This window comes from Comamonas sp. MYb69 (assembly GCF_037479315.1).
GTDB lineage: Bacteria > Pseudomonadota > Gammaproteobacteria > Burkholderiales > Burkholderiaceae_C > Comamonas.
In genome coordinates, this window is record NZ_JBBGZG010000006.1 from 43,778 (window position 1) to 64,954 (window position 21,177).

Genomic DNA, 21,177 nt, shown 5'->3' on the forward strand with positions numbered 1-21,177 from the left:
GGGCTCCCAGAGGAGCCCCTTTCATCGCATCCCAGTTGTTAAACAGCAGGGACCGCAGGGTTCAGGCTGTACAAGCCGGTGATACTGGCCTGGCCCAGCACGGGTGCCTTGGCCAGCGCGGCGCGCACATTGGCCCCCGTCAGTGCACCCTCGACTGCCAAGCTGGGCGTGGCTAGCGCATAGACCGTGAACACATAGTGGTGCACCAGGCTGTCGTTCCAGGGTGGGCAGGGGCCGTCGTAGCCGTAGTACTCGCCTTGCATCTGCGCATCGGCGGCAAACCAGCCGGTGTAGTCGTTGATGCCATGGCGCAGGCCCTGGGGCGCAGCCGGGCCGGGCTTGCCATGGGCGGTGATGCCGTCCGACTGTGCACCGGCGGCGATCTCGGTGGTGCCCACTGGAATGTCCAGCAGCAGCCAGTGGTAGAAATCGACGCGCGGCAGATCGGCTGGCACCGTGCGGCCTTCCTGGTTCACATCGTCGCCCCGACTGGGCACATCGGGGTCATGGCAGACGATGACAAAGGACTGGGTGCCGGCGGGCACATCGCGCCAGGCCAGGTGCGGATTGCGGTTGGACGACAGCAAGACATGGGCTGTCGCATCGGGCACGGCAAAAGCGAACTCGCCAGGAATGGCCTGGCCGTCTTGAAAGCTGTGGCTGCTGAGCTGCATCTGATAAATCCTTTGCGGGTATGAAAAAGCCAAAGGGCCTCGACCGGGGTCGGGGCACTTTGGCAAATTCTAGGGATCTTCTGTAAAACCCTCGCCAAGCGGGATGGATGCGGATCGGGATGAGACGCAAGGCGTCTTTTGCAGTCAATAGCCGTAGCTATTGACAAGGAAGACAACGCAGCGGATCGCCCGAGACCGCGTTCAGACCACGGCAGGGAGTTTTGCAGAGGATCCCCGCGGGCTGCTGCGCAGCTGTCAGTCATCCCCCACCCGCAAAACGGTAGGGCCAGGCCTCAATGCCCGCCGATATAGGCGAACTTGAACAGGAACAGCCCCGCAATGATCCAGACCATCCAGTGCACCTCACGGGCGCGGCCGGTGAACAGCTTGATGGCCGCGTAGGAGATAAAGCCAAAGGCCAGGCCGTTGGCGATCGAGTAGGTAAAGGGCATCATCACGGCGGTGATGGCGGCAGGAATGGCCTCGGTGGTATCGGCCCAGTCCACCTCGGTCAGCTCCTTGAGCATCAGACAGGCTACAAACAGCAGCGCGGGTGCGGTGGCGTAAGCGGGCACCGAGCCGGCCAAAGGCGCAATGAACAGGCAGGCCAGGAAAAGCACCGCCACCGTGACGGCCGTCAGGCCCGTGCGGCCACCGGCCTGCACGCCCGAGGCGCTCTCGACATAGGCGGTGGCGCTGGACGTACCCAGCAGCGAGCCGGCAAAGATCGCGCCGCTGTCGGCCAGCAGCGAGCGGTGGAAGCGCTCCATCTTGCCGGGCACCAGGAGGCCGGCGCGCTTGGCCACACCCATCAGGGTGCCGGTGGCATCAAACAGCTCGACCAGAAAGAACACCAGCACCACATTCAGAAAACCACTGGACAGCGCGGTCTTGATATCGAGCTGCAGGAAGGTCGGCGCAATCGACGGCGGCGCCGAGAACACACCCTGGAATTGGTTGCCGCCAAAGATGAAGGAGGCCACGGTGACGGCCAGAATGCCGATCAGGATGGCGCCGGGCACACGCAGGCGGTCGAGCACCACGATCAGGAAAAAGCCCAGCGTGAACAGGATCACCGATGGCGAATGCAGATCACCCAAGGTTACCAAGGTGGCCTTGGATTCGACCACCACGCCGGCACTCTTGAGCGCAATCAGCGCCAGAAAGAGCCCGATACCGACGGTGATGGCCACGCGGATCGAAGCCGGTATGCCATTAATGATCTGGTCGCGTATGCGAAAGATGGTCACCAGCAAGAACAGGCACCCCGAGACAAAGACCGCCCCCAGCGCCGCCTGCCAGGTGTAGCCCATGCCCAGCACCACCACATAGGCAAAGTAGGCGTTCAGCCCCATGCCCGGCGCAATCGCAATCGGGTAGTTCGCATACAGGCCCATCAGCACCGAGCCCAGCGCCGCAATCAGGCAGGTGGCGACAAACACCGAGCCCTTGGGCATGCCCGCATCCCCCAGAATGGAGGGGTTGACGAACATGATGTAGGCCATCGTCAAAAAGGTGGTGATCCCCGCCAGCACCTCGGTCCGCACCGTTGTGCCGTGCTCTCCCAGCTTGAAATATTTGTCCAGCGCGCTCATGGCTGCTCCTCGTGGTTATGCATCGTTAATGGGAAGCTGATTTCTATCGAAGGCGGCGAGTATCGCAGCTGCCCGCGCAGGCTGCCGGCTCGCAGCGTCAAAGCCCTGTCTGCACGGCCGCGATGGCGTCGAGCACCGCCTCGGCCGTGGCCGGTGCCCGCAGCGGCGGGCAGCAACCGGGCGCGCCGGTGGCGGCCACCGCATCGCGTATCGCAAACAGCACCGAGAACGGCAGCAGCAGCGGCGGCTCGCCCACCGCCTTGCTGCGGTGGATGGTCTCGTGCGGGTTGGCGCCGTCAAACAGCTGCACATTCAGCACGGGCGGGCAGTCGTTGGCGGTCGGGATCTTGTAGGTGCTGGGGGCATGGGTCATCAAGGCGCCGGTCTTGGGGTGCCAGACCAGCTGCTCCATCGTGAGCCAGCCCATGCCCTGGATAAACGCGCCCTCGACCTGGCCAATGTCCACGGCCGGGTTCAGCGACTGGCCCACATCATGGATCACATCGGCGCGCAGCAGCTTGCTCTCGCCGGTCAAGGTGTCCACCACCACCTCGCTGACGGCCGCGCCGTAGGCAAAGTAGAAGAAGGGCCGGCCGCGCATCGCTGCCGCATCCCAAGACAGGCCAGGCGTCGCATAAAAGCCATCGGACCACAGCTGCACCCGCTCCAGATAGGCCTGTTTGACCAGGGCCTCAAAACGCAGGCTCTGGCCCGCGCAGTGCACCTCGTCATTGACAAAGCGCACCGCGGCCGGATCGGCCCCATGCTGGGCTGCCAGGCAGGCGGCCAGGCGCTCGCGGATCTGGCGCGCCGCATCCTGCGCGGCCTTGCCGTTCAGGTCGGTGCCGGTCGATGCCGCTGTCGCCGAGGTGTTGGCCACCTTGGTCGTGTCAGTGGCCGTCACCCGCACGCGCTCAAAGGCCACGCCCAGCTCATGCGCCACCACCTGGGCCACCTTGGTGTTCAGACCCTGGCCCATCTCGGTGCCACCGTGGTTGACGAGGATGGAGCCATCGTTGTAGACATGGACCAGGGCGCCGGCTTGGTTGAAGTGCTTGACGTTGAAGGAGATGCCGAACTTGACCGGCGTCAGCGCCAGGCCGCGCTTGAGCACGGGGCTCATGGCATTGAAGGCCTCGACCTGCGCGCGCCGCGCCCGGTAGTCGCTGCGCGCCTCCAGCTGCGCCACCAGCTCGTCGATGATGTTGTCGTCCACCTCCTGGCCATAGGGCGTGCACTGGCCGCTGTCCTTGGCATAGAAGTTCGCGCGCCGCACATCGAGCGCATCCTTGCCCAGCTGCCGCGCGATCGAGTCCATGATGTTCTCCATCACGATCGCGCCCTGCGGCCCGCCAAAGCCGCGAAACGCGGTATTGCTCTGGGTATTGGTCTTGCCCATGAAGCCGCGCATGCGCACATTGGGCAGCCAGTAGGCATTGTCGAAATGGCAGAGCGCACGGGTCATCACCGGCGCCGACAGATCGGCCGAATGCCCGGCCCGCGAGACCATGGTCACCTCGGCGCCCAGAATGCGGCCGGCATCGTCATAGCCAATGTCGTACTCGTACCAGAAGCAATGGCGCCGGCCGGTGATCATGAAGTCATCGTCGCGGTCCAGCCGCAGCTTGACGGGCCGGCCCAGCTTGCGCGCCGCCACCGCTGCCACGCAGGCAAACAGCGCCGATTGCGATTCCTTGCCACCAAAGCCGCCACCCATGCGCCGGCATTCCACATGCACCGCATGCGACTGCACGCCCAGCGCATGCGCCACCAGGTGCTGCATCTCGCTGGGGTGCTGGGTGGAGCAGAACACATGCATCGCGCCGCCCTCCTTGGGGATGGCGTAGCTGATCTGGCCTTCGAGGTAGAACTGCTCCTGGCCGCCCACCTCCCAGCTGCCCTGCAGGCGGTGCGGGGCCTGGGCAATGGCCTGGGGGGCGCCGCCGGCATCGGTCTCGCGCACCAGTTGCATCGGCGGCATCACATACTGGCCCAGCGCATGGGCCTGCTGCGGCGTCAGCACCGGTTCGGCCTCCTCTACCGTGACCAGCTTGCGCGCCATCGCGGCCACGCGCCGCGCGGTTTGCCGGTCGCGGGCCAGCACCGCAAACATCGGCTGGCCCAGGTAACGGATCTCGCCATCGCAGAGGATGGGGTCGTCATGGATGATGGAGCCGCAGTCATTGACGCCGGGAATATCGGCCGCCGTCAGCACCGCCACCACACCGGGCTGGGCGCGCAGCGCGTCCAGATCCATGGACAGCAGGCGGCCATGGGCCACCGGAGACAGGCCCAGCGCGCAATGCAGGCTGCCAGCCAGCTCGGGCATATCGTCGATATAGGCGGCCTCACCGGCCACATGCCAGGCGGCAGACTCGTGGCTGCGGCTGATGCCAACCTGGTGGCCCTGCTGGCGGGCCCGCGCTTCCTGCGCCACATCGATGCGCGCCTTTTGGTTGTCGCGGTAATCGGCAAAGGCTTCGGCGCCGGCCAGCACATGCTTGGGGATCGAGGTGTTCATATCAGGCTCCGGTGGCTGCGGCCTGCGGGGCCTGGGCGCTGCGGACCATGTGCGGCATCGTGGCCCAGACAGTGGTGGCATCGGCTGGCAAGGGGGCATCGGCCCGGGTCTCCAGCCACAGGCGCTGCAGCAGGTTCTGCGCCACCTTGAGGCGGTAGGCGGCGCTCGCCCGCATATCGGTCATTGGTTGAAAATCCTCGGTCAGCGCGGCCTGGGCGCGCTGCACGGCCTGGGCCGTCCAGGCCTGGCCCAGCAGCGCAGCTTCTGCCTTGGCGGCGCGCCGCACCGTGGCCGCCATGCCGCCAAAGGCCAGGCGCACGGTCTCCACCTGGCCCTGGGCATCGAGCTGCAGCGAAAAGCCCGCGCACAGTGCCGAGATGTCGCAGTCAAAGCGCTTGCTGATCTTGTAGGCCCGCACCTGGCGTGCCTGCACCGCCAGCGGCAGGCGCAGGCCCTGCACCCACTCGCCGGGTTCCAGCTGGTTCTTCATGTAGTCCACATAAAAATCGGTCAGCGGCATGCGCCGCAGGCGCTCGCCCAGGCGCAGCTCGATCTCGGCATCCAGCGCCATCAGCACCGGCGGGGCATCGCCAATCGGCGAGCCATTGGCCACATTGCCGCCCATGGTGCCGGCATGGCGCACGGGCGGCGATGCAAAGCGCAGCCAGACCTCGGTGAGCGTCGGAAAGCGCTGGGCCAGCGCGGCCCAGGCAGATTCGAGCGAAGCGCCGGCACCAATGCAAAGCATGCCATCGCGCTCTTCGATGCGGCGCAGCTCCGCCACGCGCCCCACGGCAATCAAATCGCCCAGCGGCCGGAACTGCTTGTTGATCCACAAGGCCACATCGGTGGTGCCGCCGATCATGCGGGCATCGGGCAGCGCGGCGCGCAGCTGGGCCAGGCTCTCAACGCTGGCCGGCGCGTGGAAATGCTGGGGCTGGCCGCCACTGGGGCGGTAGGCATAGCTCCAGTCGGCATCGCTGCGCAGCGCCTGCAGGGCCGTCACCACGGGCGCCGCATCCAGCTGGCGGGCGGGCAGGTCCAGCATCTGCTGGCCGGCATCCAGAATGGGCCGGTAGCCGGTGCAGCGGCAGAGGTTGCCAGAGAGCGCATCGGCCAGCTGCTGGCGCGTGGGCGCCGCGCCCTGGCTGGCTTGCTGCCGCTCATACACGGACCACAGCGACATGACAAAACCGGGCGTGCAAAAGCCGCATTGCGAGCCATGGCAGTCCACCATGGCCTGCTGCACCGGGTGCAGTCCGCTGCAAGCCTCGCCAGCCTCCTTGGGGCGGCAGCTGGTCTTCATGTCTTCAACCGTGAACAGCGCCTTGCCATGCAGGCTGGGCAGCAGCTGGATGCAGGCATTGACGGTCTGCAGCTTGAGGCCTTGCACGGCCTGCGGATCACCCGGCTCGGCCAGCTCAGCGAGCATCACCGTGCAGGCGCCGCAATCGCCTTCGTTGCAGCCCTCCTTGGTGCCGGTGCAGCGCGCGTCCTCGCGCAGCCAGTCCAGCACACTGCGCGTGGGGGCCAGGCCTTCAACTTCGGTGATACGGCCTTGGTGGTAGAAACGGATGGCTTGTGGGGCGGTCATGGGGCTCATGGTGGGGCTCGGTCGCGCATTGCCGCGCCGGTCTGCAAAACTGTGTACAAGCGTAGTGTGCCGCGCGGCGCCAGCCATAACAAGCCAGCGATAGGCGCTATGGTGCAGCGCATATATTTTTGGGTTAACCCGCATCTTTCTGGCCCGCAAAAACGTAAGCAATGGTCGCGCCTTGCGGGTTTACCAGGGCTGCGGCCATGGCAAGCAGGTATATTGCCTGGATGATGTTCCGCCGCCCCCACCCTGCGATGCGCCAGCTCGCCACCGCCGTCAGCCTGGGCCTTGCCGCCTGCGCCGTATTTGCCCAGACCAGCGCACCGCAAGAGCCGCCGAATCTGAGCCAGGCCGAGTTCCAGTCCTGCTTGAGCGAGCTGCGCAGCAGCAAGGCCTTTGCCGCGATCACGCCGGCCACCTTCCACCAGTACACCGCCCAGCTCCAGCCCGATGCCACGGTGCTGCCGCTCCTCAACCGCCAGCCCGAGTTCACGATGCCCGTCTGGGACTACATCGCCGTGCTGGTCGACGAGCAGCGCGTGGCCGAAGGCCGCGCCGCCTATGCCAAGTGGAAGGACACGCTGGACAAGATCGAGCAGAGCACGGGCGTTGCCCCGCAGATCGTCATCGGCGTCTGGGGCGTGGAGAGCAACTTCGGCCAGAACCTGGGCGGGCGCTCGCTGGTGCAGTCGCTGGGCACCCTGTCCTGCTTTGGCCGCCGCCAGGCCTATTTCCGGGGCGAGTTCGCCAGCGCGCTGCGCATTCTGCAAGAAGGCCATATTGCCGAGTCCAAGCTGGTAGGCTCCTGGGCGGGCGCCTTTGGCCAGACCCAGTTCATGCCCTCGACCTTTTTCCGCAGCGCCGTGGACTTTGACGGCGATGGCCGCCGCGACATCGTCGACAGCGTGCCCGATGCCCTGGCCTCCACCGCCATGTTCCTGAAGAACGCCGGCTACCGCCCGGGCCAACCCTGGGGCTTTGAGGTCAAGCTGCCCAGCGGTTTCAGCACCGCCGATGCCGGCCGCAAGAACAAGAAGCCGCTGGATTTCTGGCGCTCGGCCGGCGTCACCCTGGCCAATGGCGATCCGCTGCCCGATTCGCTGCCATCGGCCGGCCTGATGATTCCCGCCGCCGGCGGCCCCGCCTTTCTGGTAGGACGCAATTTTGATGCGCTCTACAGCTACAACGCCTCGGAAAACTATGGCCTGGCCATTGCGCAGCTGTCCAACTTGGTGGCCGACAGCCAGCAGAGCCAGATCAGCTTTGTCACCCCCTGGCCCACCGACGACCTGGGCCTGTCGCGCGCGCAGAACAAGGAGCTGCAGCAGGCGCTGCTGACCCGGGGTTATGCGATTGGCGAGCCCGATGGAATGATTGGCGCCAAGACGCGCGAGGCCATCAAAGCCGAGCAAAACCGCCTGGGCATGAAGACCGATGGCCGCGCGGGCCAAAAGCTGCTGCGCGCGCTCGCCAACTGATACCGCTGGAGCCACACCATGATTGTTACCACCACCCCCAGCATTGAAGGCAAGCGCATCAGCCGCTACTGCGGCATCGTCAACGGCGAGGCCATTTTGGGCGCCAACTTTTTCAAGGACTGGTTTGCCGGCATCCGCGATATCGTCGGCGGCCGCTCGGGCACCTACGAGAAAGAGCTGCAAAAGGCCAGAGACATTGCACTCAATGAGCTGCAGGAGCGCGCCAAGGCGCTGGGCGCCAATGCCGTCGTCGGCATCGATCTGGACTACGAAGTGCTGGGCAAGGACAACGGCATGCTGATGGTGTCGGCCAGCGGCACGGCCGTCGTCGTCGACTAAGCGCCTCTGTCCGTGTTGCGGCAGTCCCCTTGCGGGGGCTGCCGCATCTTTTAGCGCTTGGCCTGTTTGACGCCTGCGCCGCGCACTTCCAGGCGGATGCTGTCCAGCACCTCGCCCTGCGCATTGACCAGCTCCACCTGGTGGCGGCCCGGCCAGGGCTGCCAGGCCCAGCGCGCGCCGCGCGCAACATCCTTGCCATCGATGCGCCAGCGCGCAGCGGCCGAATCGGCGACAAACTGCAGGCGCTGGCGCTCGGGTGGAATGTCCGGGTCCACCGCGACAATCGTGCCATTGGCGGGGGCGAGAATGCGCACCGCAGGCGGTGCTGCCGAGCCAGTGCCGTCGGCCGATCGCCCGGCAAAGCTGCGGCCGCCCACCATCTCATCGACCCCAGTCGCCTGGCCATCCAGCGCAAAGCGGGGCTGCTCGGTGCCGGCCAGGAACCACTCCTCACGCCGCGCCTCCAGCGCGAATCCGGCGCCTGATTGGCCCGCAGGCGCGGGGCCATAGTCCACCCATTGCTCGCGCAAGCCCGGTGGCGGCTTGGGTGCGCGGCTGGGCTGGCCCTGGTGCAAAAAGGCCATGATGCTGGCCCAGACCGGCGCCGCACCGCTGGTGCCGCTGACCGAATGCATGGCCTCGCCGCTGGCATTGCCGACCCAGACGCCCACCGTGTAGCGGTCAGACCAGCCGACCGCCCAGTTGTCGCGCATGTCCTTGCTGGTGCCGGTTTTCACCGCCGCCCAGCTGCGCGTGCCCAGCACGCTGTCCATCCCAAAGGTGCGCACGCGGGCATTGCCATCGGCCAGCATATCGCCCACCACATAAGCGGCACCCGCATCCATGGCCTGGCGGAACTGCGGCTTGCCGCCGCGCGCATAGGCCACCGGGCTGTAGCGCCCGCCATTGGCCAGTGCGCGATAGGCATTGGTCAGCTGCACCAGCGGAATATCAGGGCTGCCCAGCGCCAGGCTGTAGCCAAAATAGCTGCCGCTCTCGCGCATCGGCATGCCCAGGCGCACCAGCTGGTCAAAGAAATCGTCCACACCCACCATCACCAGGGTGCGCACCGCCGGCACATTGAGCGATGCGCCCAGCGCCGTGCGCACCGACACCCAGCCCTTGAAGCTGCGGTCGTAGTTCTGCGGAATATAGAGGCCGCTGGCCGTCGGAATGCGCGCGGGCGAATCCTCGATCAAGGACGCAGCCGTCAGCTTGTGCTCGGCAATGGCCTGGCCATAGAGAAAGGGCTTGAGGGTAGAGCCCGGCTGGCGCGGCGCCAGCACCGCATCGACCGCATGGGCCTGGCTCAGTGCGCCGGAGGACCCCACCCAGGCCAGCACCTCGCCGCTGGCGTTGTCCAGCACCAGCACCGCGCCGTCCTGCACATTGCTGTCCTGCAAGGCCTGCAGGTGCTGGCCCAGCATATCGACCGCATAGCGCTGCAGCGGCGCGCTCAAGGTGGTGCGCAGGCTGGCCATGGCCGCCTGCTGGGTTTTGCCATCCGCGCCTTGCCGTGCCTCGCGCAGCGCAATGCGGCTGAAGTGCGGCGCAATGCCTTCGCTGGCATCAAAGGCGCGCTTTTTCAGCGCGATCTCGGTGAAGAACACAATCGCTTCGCAGTCCAGCTTGGGATCGCGCCGCATCTCCTTGAGCACACCGCAGGCGCGCTGGCCCACCTGGCCGGGCCGCGCATTGGGCGCGCGCACCAGCGCAGCGGCCACCGCCGCCTCGCGGTCATCGAGGCCATGGGGGGCCTTGTCAAACAGGGTGCGCGACAGCGCATCAATGCCCACCAGCTCGCCCCGGAATGGCACCAGGTTCAGGTAGGCCTCCAGGATCTGGGTCTTCTGCCAGCGCCTATCCAGCACCTGGGCGGCCACCGTCTGGCCCACCTTTTGCACCACCGAGCGGCCACCGCTGCTGCGCCGCCAGTCGCCGTCAAGCAAGCCGGCCAGCTGCATGCTGATGGTGCTGGCCCCGCGTGTGCGCTGGTTCCAGAGGTTGCCCCAGGCAGCCGATGTGACGGCCGCCCAGTCCACACCACTGTGCTCGTAAAAGCGCTTGTCCTCGCTCAGCAGCATGGCGGTGCGCAGCGCAGCCGACACATCGCCCAGCGCCACCCAGTCGCCCCGGCGCACCGTGCTGTCGGTGCGCACGCGCTGCAGCAGCTCGCCTTCGCGCGACAGCACCCGCGTCTCCGACGAGCTGAAGTCCTGGCGCACCTCGCCAAAGCTGGGCACGGCCTGGGCCAGTGGTGCATGCACCAGGCAGGCCAGCGCCAGCAGCCGCCAGCGGGTTAAAGCGCGCAGCCTCATGGCGCCACGGGCACAACCGTCACCTTGGGGTTGGGCGCCATGCCAAACATCTCGGGCGCATACAGCGCCTCGACGCGGGTCGATGGCAGCGCAAACTCACCGGTGTTGTTGACGCGGTAGCTGTACTGCAGGCTGAGCTTGCCCTGTGGCAGGTAGCCATAGTAGGCGCGGTAGCTCTCGAACGACCGTTCCTCAAAGGCCTTCCAGCCCCAGCCGGTCGATTTCTCGCCAGCGGTGGACAGTGCCGAGTCCCGGCCCAGGCCGCTGCCCAGGATGGTGGCGCCGCCCGGGATCGGATCGGTGATCGCCACCCAGGTCATGTTGGCGCTGGCGTTGACCTCCAGGGTCACGCGCAGCACATCGCCCCGGGTGTACTGGCCGGCGGGCAGGTTCTTGTTGGCCTGCTCCACCGCCACCACGGTCTTGCTGATGGTGTAGCCGGCCGACAGCGGCTGCTTGAGCGGCACGGCCGCCTGCGACTGCACCGTCAGCCAGGGCTTGCCGCTGCCCTTTTGCTGCACCTTGAGGCTCTGGTTGCCAGCGGCCCAAGGCAGGTCAATGGTGTTGTTCAGCCACTGCGCGACCTGCTCGGTCGGGCCGGGCGTGCGCTTGCCGCCTTGGGCCAGCAGCTCAATCGCATCCTGCGCCTTGGTCACGCGGCTCCAGTCCACGGTGCCGGACTTGCCGGCCATGCTGGCCTCGGTGGTGCCGGTCACGGGTGTGGACTCATAGGTGCGCGAGAAGCGCTCCAGCGCCAGCGCGCCCCAGAGGTTGGCCGTGGTCGTCGTCCAGGCACCGCTCTTTTGGCGGCTGATGAAGCTGCTGGCCAGGCGCGGCATGTCGTCCTTCCAGGCCGGGTCATCCATCACCACCAGCAGGAAGCGCGCCAGGGTGGTATCGCCGTTTTGCATCAGCCACCACCAGTAGTCGTTGTTCTCGTTGGCAAACAACACCTTGGTGCCCTGGTAGCTCAGGCGCGCACGCAGGATCTGGTTGGCCTCTTCGAGCAGCTTGCTGCGGTTGGGCACATCCTTCATATGGCCCAGAATCGACAGCCAGTCCACCACGGTCTGGGTGGGCCAGTCATTGGGCGCAATCTGGATGCTGGTCAGCATGCGCGGCTGGGCCTTGCCATACAGCGCCAACGCATTGATGGCGGCGAGCTTGCGCACTTCCAGGTCGGAGCGTGGGCTCCAGAACTTGCGCTCGATGCGGCCATCGATGAAGCGGGCCAGCGCGTCCTGCATGCGGCCCAGCGGCGCAGGGGGAATAGCAAAGGCGGGGTCGATGCGCTTCATCTCGAAAGCGGCCTGCAGCAGGTGGGCGGTCAGCGCATCGCTGCCGGTGTTGCTGCTTCCCGCTTGCGGCGGGAAGTAGTTGGCCAGGCCGTCGCCATCGAGGTAGGTGGGCAGGCGTTCCATCGTGCTCTTCCACAGCGCTGCATCCTGCATGCCGATGGATTTGCTCGTGGTCTGCTCCAGGCAGGCGTAAGGGTAGGCACGCCACCAGTCACGCACACCGGGCAGGCCTTCTGCCAGGCGCGGCACCAGCGACAGCTTCAGGCCACCACGGCCGGGCAAGGCATCGGCCGGTGCGCTCACCGGCATATCCAGGCTGCCATCGAGCTGCACCAGGGTGGCCTGCAGGGTCTCCACCGCCACGGCGGGCACCACACGCTGGCTGACCTTGAGTGCATCGGCCGCATCGCCCTGCTTGTCCTTGGCGCTGATCTCCCAGAGCAGCTCGCCCTGGCGGCTTTGCGACATATCGGGCGGCGCCGTCACGCTCCAGCTCACGGTGCGGGCCTCGTTGGCCGCCACTTCCACTGTCTGCGGCTCGAGCTGCAGCAAGGTCGCCTTGGGGGTCACCAGCACCTGCATGGGCTTGCTGGTGGTGTTGCGCAGGGTGACCTGGGCGTCATAGCGGTCGCCATCGCGCACCAAAGGCGGCAGGCCGCTGATGATCTGCAGCTCCTGCGTGGTGCGGATCTGGGTGGTGCCGGTGCCAAACAGCTCCAGCCCGCTCTCGGCCACGGCCACGATCTTGAAGCTGGTCAGCGCATCGTTGAGCGGCACATCGACCTCGGCACGGCCATTCGCATCCAGCACCACATTGGGCTGCCACAGCAGCAGGGTGTCGAGCAGCTCGCGGGTCTGGCCATTGCCACCGCCGCCGCCCGCTGCCACGGCCTTGCGGCCGTAGTGGCGCCGGCCAATGATTTCCATCTGGGCGGTGGAGGTCTCCACGCCCCAGGAACGCTTTTGGTACATGGCTTCGAGCAGCGCCCAGGTGTCATTGCTCTTGAGCTCCAGCAAGGCCTGGTCCACGGCCGCCAACGACACAGCCGCGCCCGCAGCCGGCTTGCCATTGGGCAGCTTGGCTTCGATCGTGACCTTGGCGGTGTTGCGGATGCGGTAGCTTTCCTTGTCGCTCTTGACGGTCACGGCCAGCTGGCGGTCGGCAATGCCGACGCGAATCTCGGCCGCGCCCAGGCGATAGGCGGGCTTGGACAGGTCCACCAGCGCGGTGGGCGCCACATACTCCTTGCCCTCGTACCAGAACGAGGTCCACCATTCGCGTGGCGACTTGAAGCCCCAGGTGAAGAAGCTGTACCAGGGCACTTCGCGCAGGCGGCCACGCAGCGCCATCACGCTGACATAGACATTCGGGCCCCAGCCCTCTTGCACCTTCAGGTTGACCGTGGGGTCATCGCCGCGCAGGGTGATCACCTGGCTGGAGAGCACGCCTTCGCGCTCTACCGTCACCAGCGCCGTCGCCTCGCGGAAAGGCATGCGCACCTGGAAGCGCGCGGTGTCACCCACCTTGTAGGATTTCTTTTCCGGCAGCAGGTCCATGCGGTCGGTGTCTTCACCGCCAAACCAGAGCTCGCCCTGCTTGGTCACCCAGACCGAGGTCGCGGCCTTGGAGCTGCGGTTCTTGTCATCAGTCGCCTCGGCGATCAGCTCGGTCTCGCCACCTTCGCTCAGCTGGGTGTCGCAGGCCAGCAAGCCCTTGGCATCGCTCTTGCCGCTGCAGACCACGCCCAGGTCCTTGTAGCTCTCATGGTTCTCGTAGCTGTAGAAGCCACCCACCATGCGCTTGCGCGTGGAGGTGACAATACGCGCCACCGCCCGCACCTGCAGCTTGACGCCAGAGACGGGCTTGCCCGACGGCGTCAGCGACAGCGCCTGGAAGCTCAGCTTCTTGTCGGTAGAGGCCCAGTTCTCGGCCTTGATGCCGGCGACCACCGAGGCGGGCCAGATCACGCTGTGGTGGCTGATGGTCTGCACCTCACCATTCGGATCGGAAAAACTCGCCTCCAGCAGCAGATCCTGCGGCGCCACGGAGCTGGGCACCTGCTCGATCTCGGCCTTGCCCACGCCATTGGCATCCAGGGTCAGCGCCAGCTTGTCGGCAATCACGCGGCGGTCATTGCTGTAGTCCTCGCCATCGTTGCCCGCGCCGGGCAGCTTGCGGCTCAAATAGGGCCGGCCAAACGAGAAGCTGTCGTAGTCCTCAAAGCTCACCGCATGCGACTGGATCGCGGCTGAGACCTTGACCGCCTCCTTGGCCGCTGCGCCGCCCGAGAGGTAGGACAGCTGCACCTGGGCGCCCAGCTTGCCCGGCTGCACGATGGGCGCAGGTTGGTCCGGCGTCACGCTGCCCTTGAACACCGGCAGGCGGTACTCTTCCACCCGGAACGAGCCGGTCTGCATCTCCATCGATCCCCATTTGCCCTTGCCGCCCTTGAGCGTGATGCGGTAGGTGCCCAGCTTGGCGGACTTGGGGATCTTGAACTCCGAAACAGCCGACAGGCCCTGGCCGGGACGCTGCCAGCTCAGCGGCAGCTCAAACTCGTCATTGCTGCCCAGATGGGTGATGACCACCTGGTCGGGCAATTGCTCCTTGCCGGGCAGGCCCAGGCCGCCCATGGTCTGGCTGCGGATCAGGTGCTTCATCGACACCGTCTCGCCAGCGCGCAGCAGGCTGCGGTCCAGCACAGTATGTGCGACCACGTCCTGCACGGGACTGCTGTCGGTCTCCAGGTTGAAGCGCCAGCTCTCGATGCCACGCTGCCAGTCGCTCCAGACAAAGGCCATGTCCTGCTTGCCATCGACCGTGGCGCGCGCGCTCACAAAGTAGGCAGCGCTGGTGTCGCTGTTGGCGCCCGCCTCGCAGCGCACCTGCGCCTGGGTGTCGAGCTTGTCAAAACGGGCCACGCCGTCCTTGTCGGTGGTGCCCTGCACCAGGGTCTTGCCGTCGCAGGTGGAGATGCGCACCTGGGCATTGGCCACCGGCTTGCCCTTGTCGAGGCTGGTCACCCAGGCCATCGCGTTTTCACGGCCGAGCTTGAAGTGCACGCCCAGGTTGGTCACCAGCGCCGAGCTGCGCACATACATCACGCGGCGGGCGCTGTCGTAGTCGGTGTTGAGCAGTGCGTCGCCCAGCATGGGCGAGGCGATCTCGACGACATGGAAACCGGTCTCCAGCGGAATGCCCACGACCTCGAAGGGGCGCGGGTCCTTGCTGTCGGTCTTGGGCAGGGCCAGCTTCTTGCTGGTGGCCTGGCCTTCGAGCAGCGAGAGCATGCGGGTCTCGACATAGTTCTTGTCGCCATCGGGCAGCACATTGGGCAGCGGGATCTTGCTGTCCTGCGCTGCCTGCTTGCGGCTGACCTGCCAGTTGTCATAGCGCTGGAGCTTGCGGTACCAGCGGATGATGTCCGCATCGCTTTGCAGCTGCAGGGTCGAGACAGTGCCCTTGTCCTCGATCGACAGGCCCTGGATCTGCAGGTCCTGCTCCACATTGCGCAGGGTCACCGGGAACATGGCCGGGCCCTTGTCGCCTTCGGCAAAGCGCTCGACCACGCCAAACGGCGAGGCGGCAAACTTGGCCAGCGGTGGCATCAGCCCGCTTTGCACCTGCAGCGGGAACAGGTTGGCATTGGCCAGCGGCCGGTCCGATTCGTCCTTGAAGCCCTGGGGCAGCACGATGCGCATCGTCTCCTTCTCGCCGAAGGGCGGCGCAAACTGCAGGCGGTTGACCTCGCCCTCTTCGCCGTCATCGGGGAAGCTGGCCTTGATGCGGCCCTTGGAGGTCTCCAGGAAGATGCCTTCTGCGAGCTTGCGGTCCACCGAAGCGCTAAAGAGCAGGTTGAGCGGGCGGATCGGCAGGCAGCCGGCCTGCGCATTGGCGCGCTCGCAGCTGAACTCGGCCGTGAACGGCGGGCGCACCTGGTAGTCAAAGCGGCGCTCACGCGTCTGCTTGACGCCGTTGTCGGTGCTCACCCCCGCGCCCACCACCAGGCTCATCTGCGCACCCTCGGGCAGCGCGCGCTGGCATTGCAAGGCCACATGGCGGCGCGGCCGCTGCTGCAAGCTATCGCGGCCAAACTGGCTTTGCATGAAGTCATCGGACTCCGAGGCGCTGAGGATGCGCACCGGAATGCGCTCACCAATGCCCTTGACCGTGCACCAGGTGCTGGCCTCTACGGTCGAGGTCACGACATCGGCATTGAACTGCAGGCCAAAGAACTGGCGGCTGTCGAGCGACTGGTAGCTGCTGGGCACCACGCGCGTCACCGACGGCCCTCCGGTGGCAAAGCGGTACTGGGCCGCGCCCTTGACCGGCTCGCCGGCAGCATCCTTGAGGTTGGCGACCTTTTCGACCGTGCAGCGCACACCGGGCGGCAGGTCATCGGCCAGGTCAAACACCCATTCGCGCGGGCCCGTCCAGCGTCCCGTCCCCTGGCTCTGGGCCTGTTTGTTGTCGCAGTCGAGTTTGACGGGTGCTGCCGCACGCAGATCGCCCATCGGCACCACGGCCGCATCGAACTTGACGACTATTTGCCGGACCCGGGCCACCTCGCCCTGCGGTGACACCGATGTGATGCTTGTGGCATGGGCTGACAGGCCCAGCGCGGCCCAGCCGGCGCCCGCCAGCCAGCGTTGTAATGTTGTATTCACGGAGCTCTCCCCTAGGATGGTGAGAGCGTACCAAAATTAGCCTGCGCCAGTGTTGGCTGGCCGCCCAGGGCAGCCAGGTGTTTCATTTGGCAACAAGATGACGCTATTGATTAGGCTAATGGCTTGCCGGGGCTCTGCCGATGCATGCCATGCTGTCCAACAGCGCCAGTCCAGCTCACTGGGGCTGGAAACCGCTGTCGCGGATGATGCGGGTCCAGACGGCCGAATAGGCGCGCTCGCGGGCCAGTAGCTGCTCGGGCGTCATATAGCCCACGCTCAGCCCCATGCCCACCAGCTGCTCATGCACATCGGGGGCGGCCACGGCCTTGGCAACCGCCTGCGATACGGCCTGTACCATCTCGGCGGGCGTGCCAGCGGCGGCATAGATGCCGTAGTAGGGCATGTCTTCCAGGCCCGACAGACCCAGTTCGCTCAAGGTGGGCACATCGGGCAAGGCCTGCTGGCGCTTGCCGCCCAGCACCGCCAACACGCGGATCTTGCCGGCCTTGTGGCTTTCAATGAAATCCTGCACCGAGCCAATGCCCGCAGGGATCTGGTTGCCCATCATGTCGGCCAGCATCGGCGCGCTGCCCCGGTACGGCACGGACACCAGATCGGTCTTGAAGCGCTGGTTCAGCACCCGCACCAGGAACTCCGGCGTCGATGCCGGCGCTGGAATGCCCACCGCACTCTTGCCGCCCTGCTTTTTGAGCCACTGCAGATAGGCCTCGAAGCTGCGCACGCCCAGGCCGTCGGAGACCGCAATCGCATTGACAAAGCTGGCAAAACCGGCCACCGGCACAAAGTCCGCATGCGGGTCAAACCCCGGGTTCTTGACGACCTGGGGCAGGATGGAGATCGTGTGGTCGTGGGTGACGAAGAAGGTCGCGCCATCGGCTGGCGAGGCCTTGAGGATCTGGGCCGCAATCTGGCCGCCCGCGCCGGGCTTGTTCTCCACCACGACCGAGGTGCCCAGGCTGTCCTTCATCTTCTCGGCCAGCAGCCGCGCGATCACATCGGTGCCGCCGCCCGGTGGAAAGCCCACCAGCAGCCGCACCGGCTTGCCCTTGTTGTAGCCCGCCGCCCAGCTGGGACCAGCCAGCGACCCGGCCGCAGCAGCGGCCAGCAGTTGCAGGGAGACATGGCGGCGGCTCAAGGACATGCGTAGCTTTCAAGAAGAAGGACAAGCCAATCAAGCAAGGCTTATGCCAGGCGCGTGCGGTGCTTGGCCAGCTGGGCACGCACCTGCACGGGCGCCGTGCCACCCAAGGTGTTGCGCGCGTTCAGCGAGCCTTCCAGGCTCAGCGCCTCGAACACATTGGCTTCGATGTTGGGGTTGAAGGCCTGCAGCTCGGCCAGTGGCAGCTCGGTCAGGTCCACGCCCTTTTGCGAGGCCAGCTTGACGGCATGGGCCACGGTCTCGTGGGCATCGCGGAAAGGCAGGCCCTTCTTGACCAGGTAGTCGGCCAGGTCGGTGGCGGTGGCATAGCCCTTGAGCGCAGCGGCGCGCATGTTGTCGGCATTGACGGTGATGCCGCCTTCCTTGGCGCCGGTTGCAGGGTTGACCTGGCCGCCGATCATCTCGGCGAAGATGCGCAAGGTGTCCTTCAAGGTGTCGACGGTGTCGAACAGCGGCTCCTTGTCTTCCTGGTTGTCCTTGTTGTAGGCCAGCGGCTGGCCCTTCATCAAGGTGATCAGGCCCATCAGGTGGCCGACCACGCGGCCGGTCTTGCCGCGCGCCAGCTCGGGCACATCGGGGTTCTTCTTCTGCGGCATGATCGACGAGCCGGTGGTGAAGCGGTCGGCAATGCGCACAAAGCCAAAGTTCTGGCTCATCCAGATGATCAGCTCTTCCGACAGACGGCTGATGTGCACCATGCACAGCGACGCTGCGGCGCTGAACTCAATCGCGAAATCGCGGTCGCTGACGCCGTCCAGCGAGTTCTGGGACACGCCTTCCATGCCCAGGGTCTGGGCCACGCGCTCGCGGTCCAGCGGGTAGGTGGTGCCGGCCAGCGCGGCGCTGCCCAGCGGCAGCACATTGACGCGCTTGCGCACATCCAGCATGCGCTCGGCATCGCGCTTGAACATTTCCACATAGGCCAGCAGGTGGTGCGCAAAGCTCACTGGCTGGGCCACCTGCAGGTGGGTAAAGCCCGGCAGGATCACGTCGACATTCTTCTCGGCCACTTCCACCAGCGACAGCTGCAGCTCGCCCAGCAGGCCTTCGATCAGGTCGATCTCGCCGCGCAGCCACAGGCGCACATCGGTGGCGACCTGGTCATTGCGGCTGCGGCCGGTGTGCAGGCGCTTGCCGGCATCGCCCACCAGCTGGGTCAGGCGCGCTTCGATGTTCAGGTGCACGTCTTCCAGGTCCAGCTTCCACTCAAAGCTGCCCGCTTCGATCTCCGAGGTGATCTGCTCCATGCCTTGCTCGATGGAAGCCAGGTCCTGCTCGCCGATGATCTTCTGTGCGCAGAGCATCTGCGCGTGGGCCAGGCTGCCCTGGATGTCTGCCTGCCACAGGCGCTTGTCGAAAAACACACTGGAGGTGTAGCGCTTGACCAGATCGCTCATGGGTTCGGAGAACAGCGCCGACCAGGCTTCGGACTTGGAATCGAGCTGGTTGTGCGAAGGAGACGAAGCTTGTGGTGTAGACATGAAGGTCGCAATATTCGGGTTAAGCTGCCAGTTGCGCTGCGGAAACACAGCCTCCGGTGCTGTGCCTGAGGCCCGCCAAAGCCCTGGGCGAAAAACCAGGATTTTATCGACCCTGCACGACCATGCCAGCAACATCAACTAATCCAGCACCACGCGAAGCCATCGTCGGCACCGCCTATGTGTTTGATGCCTGCACCGCCAGCGTGATCGGCCGCACCGTGGCCCTGGTCGAGACTGTGGTGGCCATTGCCGCCGCCTTTGGTGCCAGCGGCCTGGCCGACTGGTTCTTTCAGCTGGCGCTGCTCACCGCCGTGGTGCTGCCCGCCAGCCTGCTGTGGCTGGTGCTGGCCTGCCAGCAAAAAAAGCTGCTGCAGCGCTGCAGCACGCAGCGGCAGTACCTGGCCGGGGCCGCGCTGGGCGTGGTCTGCGGGCTCTTGGCAGCCATGCTCTACCAGTGGGCCACCCTGTCGGCGCAAACAGCCTGGCTGGCCAGCGCAGCGGCCGGGGGCTTTTTGGCGGCGATGGTGGTGGTGGGCCTGCAGTGGCGCGCCCAGGCCCGCACGCCGGCGGCCACCACCGCACGCCTGGCCGAGCTGCAGGCGCGCATCCGGCCGCACTTCCTCTTCAATGCGCTCAACAGCGCCATTGCGCTGGTGCAGGACCACCCGCAAAAAGCCGAGGCCATGCTCGAGGACCTGAGCGACCTGTTCCGCCATGCGCTGACCGAAAAGCGCGAGGCCTCGACCCTGGCCGAGGAGGTGATGCTGGCGCGCCGCTACCTGTCGATCGAGCAGATCCGCTTTGACGACCGCATGGCCGTGCGCTGGAACCTGGACTCGCGCGCCGATGCCGCCACCGTGCCGCCGCTGTTTTTGCAGCCGCTGGTGGAGAACGCCGTCAAGCACGGCATCGAGCCCAGCCATGGCCATGGCCGCATCAGCATTGCCACGCGCCGGCGGGGCAATATGGTGCAGATCCAGATCATCAACACCACGCCGCGCCCCTTTAGCGCCCCCCAGCCCGAGCGGCGCGCCGGCACCGGCACGGCCATCCTGAATGTGAAAAAGCGCCTGCGCCTGCTCTACGACCTCGAATACGACTTCAAGGCGACGAGCAAGGACGGCATCTACATGGTGCGCATCAGCATCCCTGCTTGAGCGGGTGCAACGACACGACGGCCGGTGTTGGCAGGCGGCACCGGGCTCCGCTAGCATAGCGGCCATGCGAGTATTGATTGTGGATGATGAAGCGCTGGCCCGAAGCCGGCTGCGGCGCCTGCTGGTCGAGATAACACCAGCGCCCAGCGCCGTGCACGAGGCCGCCAATGCGCCCGAGGCGCTGCAGGCGCTGGCCAGCGCCACGGCGCGGAGCGAGCCCTTTGATGTGCTGCTGCTGGACATCCATATGCCGGGGCACAGCGGCATGGAGCTGGCGCGCCAGCTGCAGCAGCAGCCCACAGCCCCCGCCGTGGTCTTTGTCACCGCCCACCCCGAGCATGCGCTGAGCGCCTTCGAAGTCAATGCCGCCGACTACCTGACCAAGCCGGTGCGGCGCGAGCGCCTGGCGGCCGCACTGCACAAGGTGGCCTTGGTTGCCCAGGCCCATGCGCTGCGCCAGGCCCCTGCCCAGCCCGAGCCCGATCTGGACGCCGACACCCTGCTGATCACCGACCGGGGCCGTACCGAACGGGTGCGCCTGGCCGATGTGCTGTATTTCAAATCCGAGCTGAAATATGTGACCGTGCGCACCGCCGCCCATGCCTACCTGTGGTCGGGCAGCCTCAACGATCTGGAAACGCGCTTTGCCAAGCGCTATTTGCGCGTGCACCGCAATGCGCTGGTGGCGCCGTCTGCGATACGCTGCCTGGAGAAGGCCTGGGGCGGGGACGACAGCGATGGCTGGCAGCTGCGCCTGTTTGGCATCGAGGATGTGCTGCTGGTCTCGCGGCGCCAGCTGCCGGTGGTGCGGGCCTTGCTGGCCAACAAGGGCAGCGGCCTGCGCGCAGGCTGAGCCCTACCCTTTCGCTTC

12 protein-coding genes are annotated in these 21,177 nt (G+C 66.2%); 4 read left to right on the forward strand and 8 right to left on the reverse strand.

Features of this window, described 5'->3' with window-relative positions:
• Nucleotides 1-38: 38 nt before the first annotated feature.
• From WH303_RS10070 to xdhA, 4 genes are all read right to left on the reverse strand, one after another.
• A complete protein-coding gene (locus tag WH303_RS10070; protein ID WP_339518279.1) occupies nucleotides 39-674 on the reverse strand; it encodes a YbhB/YbcL family Raf kinase inhibitor-like protein in 636 nt (211 codons plus the stop codon).
• A 293-nt stretch (nucleotides 675-967) separates the two neighbouring features.
• Nucleotides 968-2,269, reverse strand: coding sequence for an NCS2 family permease (locus WH303_RS10075; protein WP_021027580.1), 1,302 nt, complete (start codon nucleotides 2,267-2,269; stop codon nucleotides 968-970).
• Nucleotides 2,270-2,366: 97 nt separating this feature from the next.
• The gene (gene xdhB / locus WH303_RS10080) at nucleotides 2,367-4,790 is read right to left on the reverse strand and encodes a xanthine dehydrogenase molybdopterin binding subunit (RefSeq protein ID WP_339518280.1); all 2,424 of its coding nucleotides are present in this window, start codon (nucleotides 4,788-4,790) and stop codon (nucleotides 2,367-2,369) included.
• Between the two features lies 1 nt (nucleotide 4,791).
• Nucleotides 4,792-6,393: a xanthine dehydrogenase small subunit gene (gene xdhA, locus WH303_RS10085; RefSeq protein ID WP_339518281.1), complete on the reverse strand. Its 1,602-nt coding sequence runs from the start codon at nucleotides 6,391-6,393 to the stop codon at nucleotides 4,792-4,794.
• Nucleotides 6,394-6,590: 197 nt separating this feature from the next.
• On the opposite strand from xdhA, the gene WH303_RS10090 reads away from it, so the two are divergent.
• Together WH303_RS10090 and WH303_RS10095 are read left to right on the forward strand one after the other, a co-directional pair.
• Complete coding sequence (locus WH303_RS10090; RefSeq protein ID WP_339518282.1) at nucleotides 6,591-7,865, forward strand: lytic murein transglycosylase; 1,275 nt, start codon at nucleotides 6,591-6,593, stop codon at nucleotides 7,863-7,865.
• Between the two features lie 18 nt (nucleotides 7,866-7,883).
• On the forward strand, nucleotides 7,884-8,204 hold the full coding sequence (locus WH303_RS10095; RefSeq protein WP_182343220.1) for a heavy metal-binding domain-containing protein: 321 nt from the start codon (nucleotides 7,884-7,886) through the stop codon (nucleotides 8,202-8,204).
• 50 nt (nucleotides 8,205-8,254) lie between these two features.
• On the opposite strand, the gene pbpC is transcribed toward WH303_RS10095, so the two are convergent.
• The 4 genes from pbpC to argH all read right to left on the reverse strand — a co-directional run bounded on the left by pbpC (nucleotide 8,255) and on the right by argH (nucleotide 19,149).
• Nucleotides 8,255-10,522: a penicillin-binding protein 1C gene (pbpC, locus tag WH303_RS10100; RefSeq protein ID WP_339518285.1), complete on the reverse strand. Its 2,268-nt coding sequence runs from the start codon at nucleotides 10,520-10,522 to the stop codon at nucleotides 8,255-8,257.
• The gene (locus WH303_RS10105) at nucleotides 10,519-16,488 is read right to left on the reverse strand and encodes an alpha-2-macroglobulin family protein (RefSeq protein WP_339518287.1); all 5,970 of its coding nucleotides are present in this window, start codon (nucleotides 16,486-16,488) and stop codon (nucleotides 10,519-10,521) included. The genes pbpC and WH303_RS10105 overlap by 4 nt, the downstream gene beginning before the upstream one ends.
• Nucleotides 16,489-16,663: 175 nt before the next feature.
• Nucleotides 16,664-17,650 (reverse strand): Bug family tripartite tricarboxylate transporter substrate binding protein, encoded by a 987-nt coding sequence (locus WH303_RS10110; RefSeq protein ID WP_339518289.1) that lies wholly within the window; start codon nucleotides 17,648-17,650, stop codon nucleotides 16,664-16,666.
• Nucleotides 17,651-17,691: 41 nt separating this feature from the next.
• Nucleotides 17,692-19,149, reverse strand: a complete 1,458-nt coding sequence (gene argH / locus WH303_RS10115) for an argininosuccinate lyase (RefSeq protein WP_339518290.1) — start codon at nucleotides 19,147-19,149, stop codon at nucleotides 17,692-17,694.
• A gap of 122 nt (nucleotides 19,150-19,271) precedes the next feature.
• On the opposite strand from argH, the gene WH303_RS10120 reads away from it, so the two are divergent.
• Both WH303_RS10120 and WH303_RS10125 read left to right on the forward strand, forming a co-directional pair.
• The gene (locus WH303_RS10120; RefSeq protein WP_021027571.1) at nucleotides 19,272-20,306 is read left to right on the forward strand and encodes a sensor histidine kinase; all 1,035 of its coding nucleotides are present in this window, start codon (nucleotides 19,272-19,274) and stop codon (nucleotides 20,304-20,306) included.
• Nucleotides 20,307-20,370: 64 nt separating this feature from the next.
• Nucleotides 20,371-21,159, forward strand: a complete 789-nt coding sequence (locus WH303_RS10125; RefSeq protein ID WP_339518293.1) for a LytR/AlgR family response regulator transcription factor — start codon at nucleotides 20,371-20,373, stop codon at nucleotides 21,157-21,159.
• Nucleotides 21,160-21,177: the final 18 nt, after the last annotated feature.

Excerpts from the sequence above, each read along its gene's own strand:
- WH303_RS10120 (WP_021027571.1), top strand. The coding sequence starts at position 19,272 with ATGCCAGCAACATCAACTAATCCAGCACCACGCGAAGCCATCGTCGGC.
- WH303_RS10090 (WP_339518282.1), top strand. The coding sequence starts at position 6,591 with ATGGCAAGCAGGTATATTGCCTGGATGATGTTCCGCCGCCCCCACCCT.
- WH303_RS10125 (WP_339518293.1), top strand. The coding sequence starts at position 20,371 with ATGCGAGTATTGATTGTGGATGATGAAGCGCTGGCCCGAAGCCGGCTG.
- WH303_RS10070 (WP_339518279.1), bottom strand. The coding sequence starts at position 674 with ATGCAGCTCAGCAGCCACAGCTTTCAAGACGGCCAGGCCATTCCTGGC.
- WH303_RS10075 (WP_021027580.1), bottom strand. The coding sequence starts at position 2,269 with ATGAGCGCGCTGGACAAATATTTCAAGCTGGGAGAGCACGGCACAACG.
- pbpC (WP_339518285.1), bottom strand. The coding sequence starts at position 10,522 with ATGAGGCTGCGCGCTTTAACCCGCTGGCGGCTGCTGGCGCTGGCCTGC.
- argH (WP_339518290.1), bottom strand. The coding sequence starts at position 19,149 with ATGTCTACACCACAAGCTTCGTCTCCTTCGCACAACCAGCTCGATTCC.
- WH303_RS10095 (WP_182343220.1), top strand. The coding sequence starts at position 7,884 with ATGATTGTTACCACCACCCCCAGCATTGAAGGCAAGCGCATCAGCCGC.
- xdhA (WP_339518281.1), bottom strand. The coding sequence starts at position 6,393 with ATGAGCCCCATGACCGCCCCACAAGCCATCCGTTTCTACCACCAAGGC.
- WH303_RS10110 (WP_339518289.1), bottom strand. The coding sequence starts at position 17,650 with ATGTCCTTGAGCCGCCGCCATGTCTCCCTGCAACTGCTGGCCGCTGCT.
- xdhB (WP_339518280.1), bottom strand. The coding sequence starts at position 4,790 with ATGAACACCTCGATCCCCAAGCATGTGCTGGCCGGCGCCGAAGCCTTT.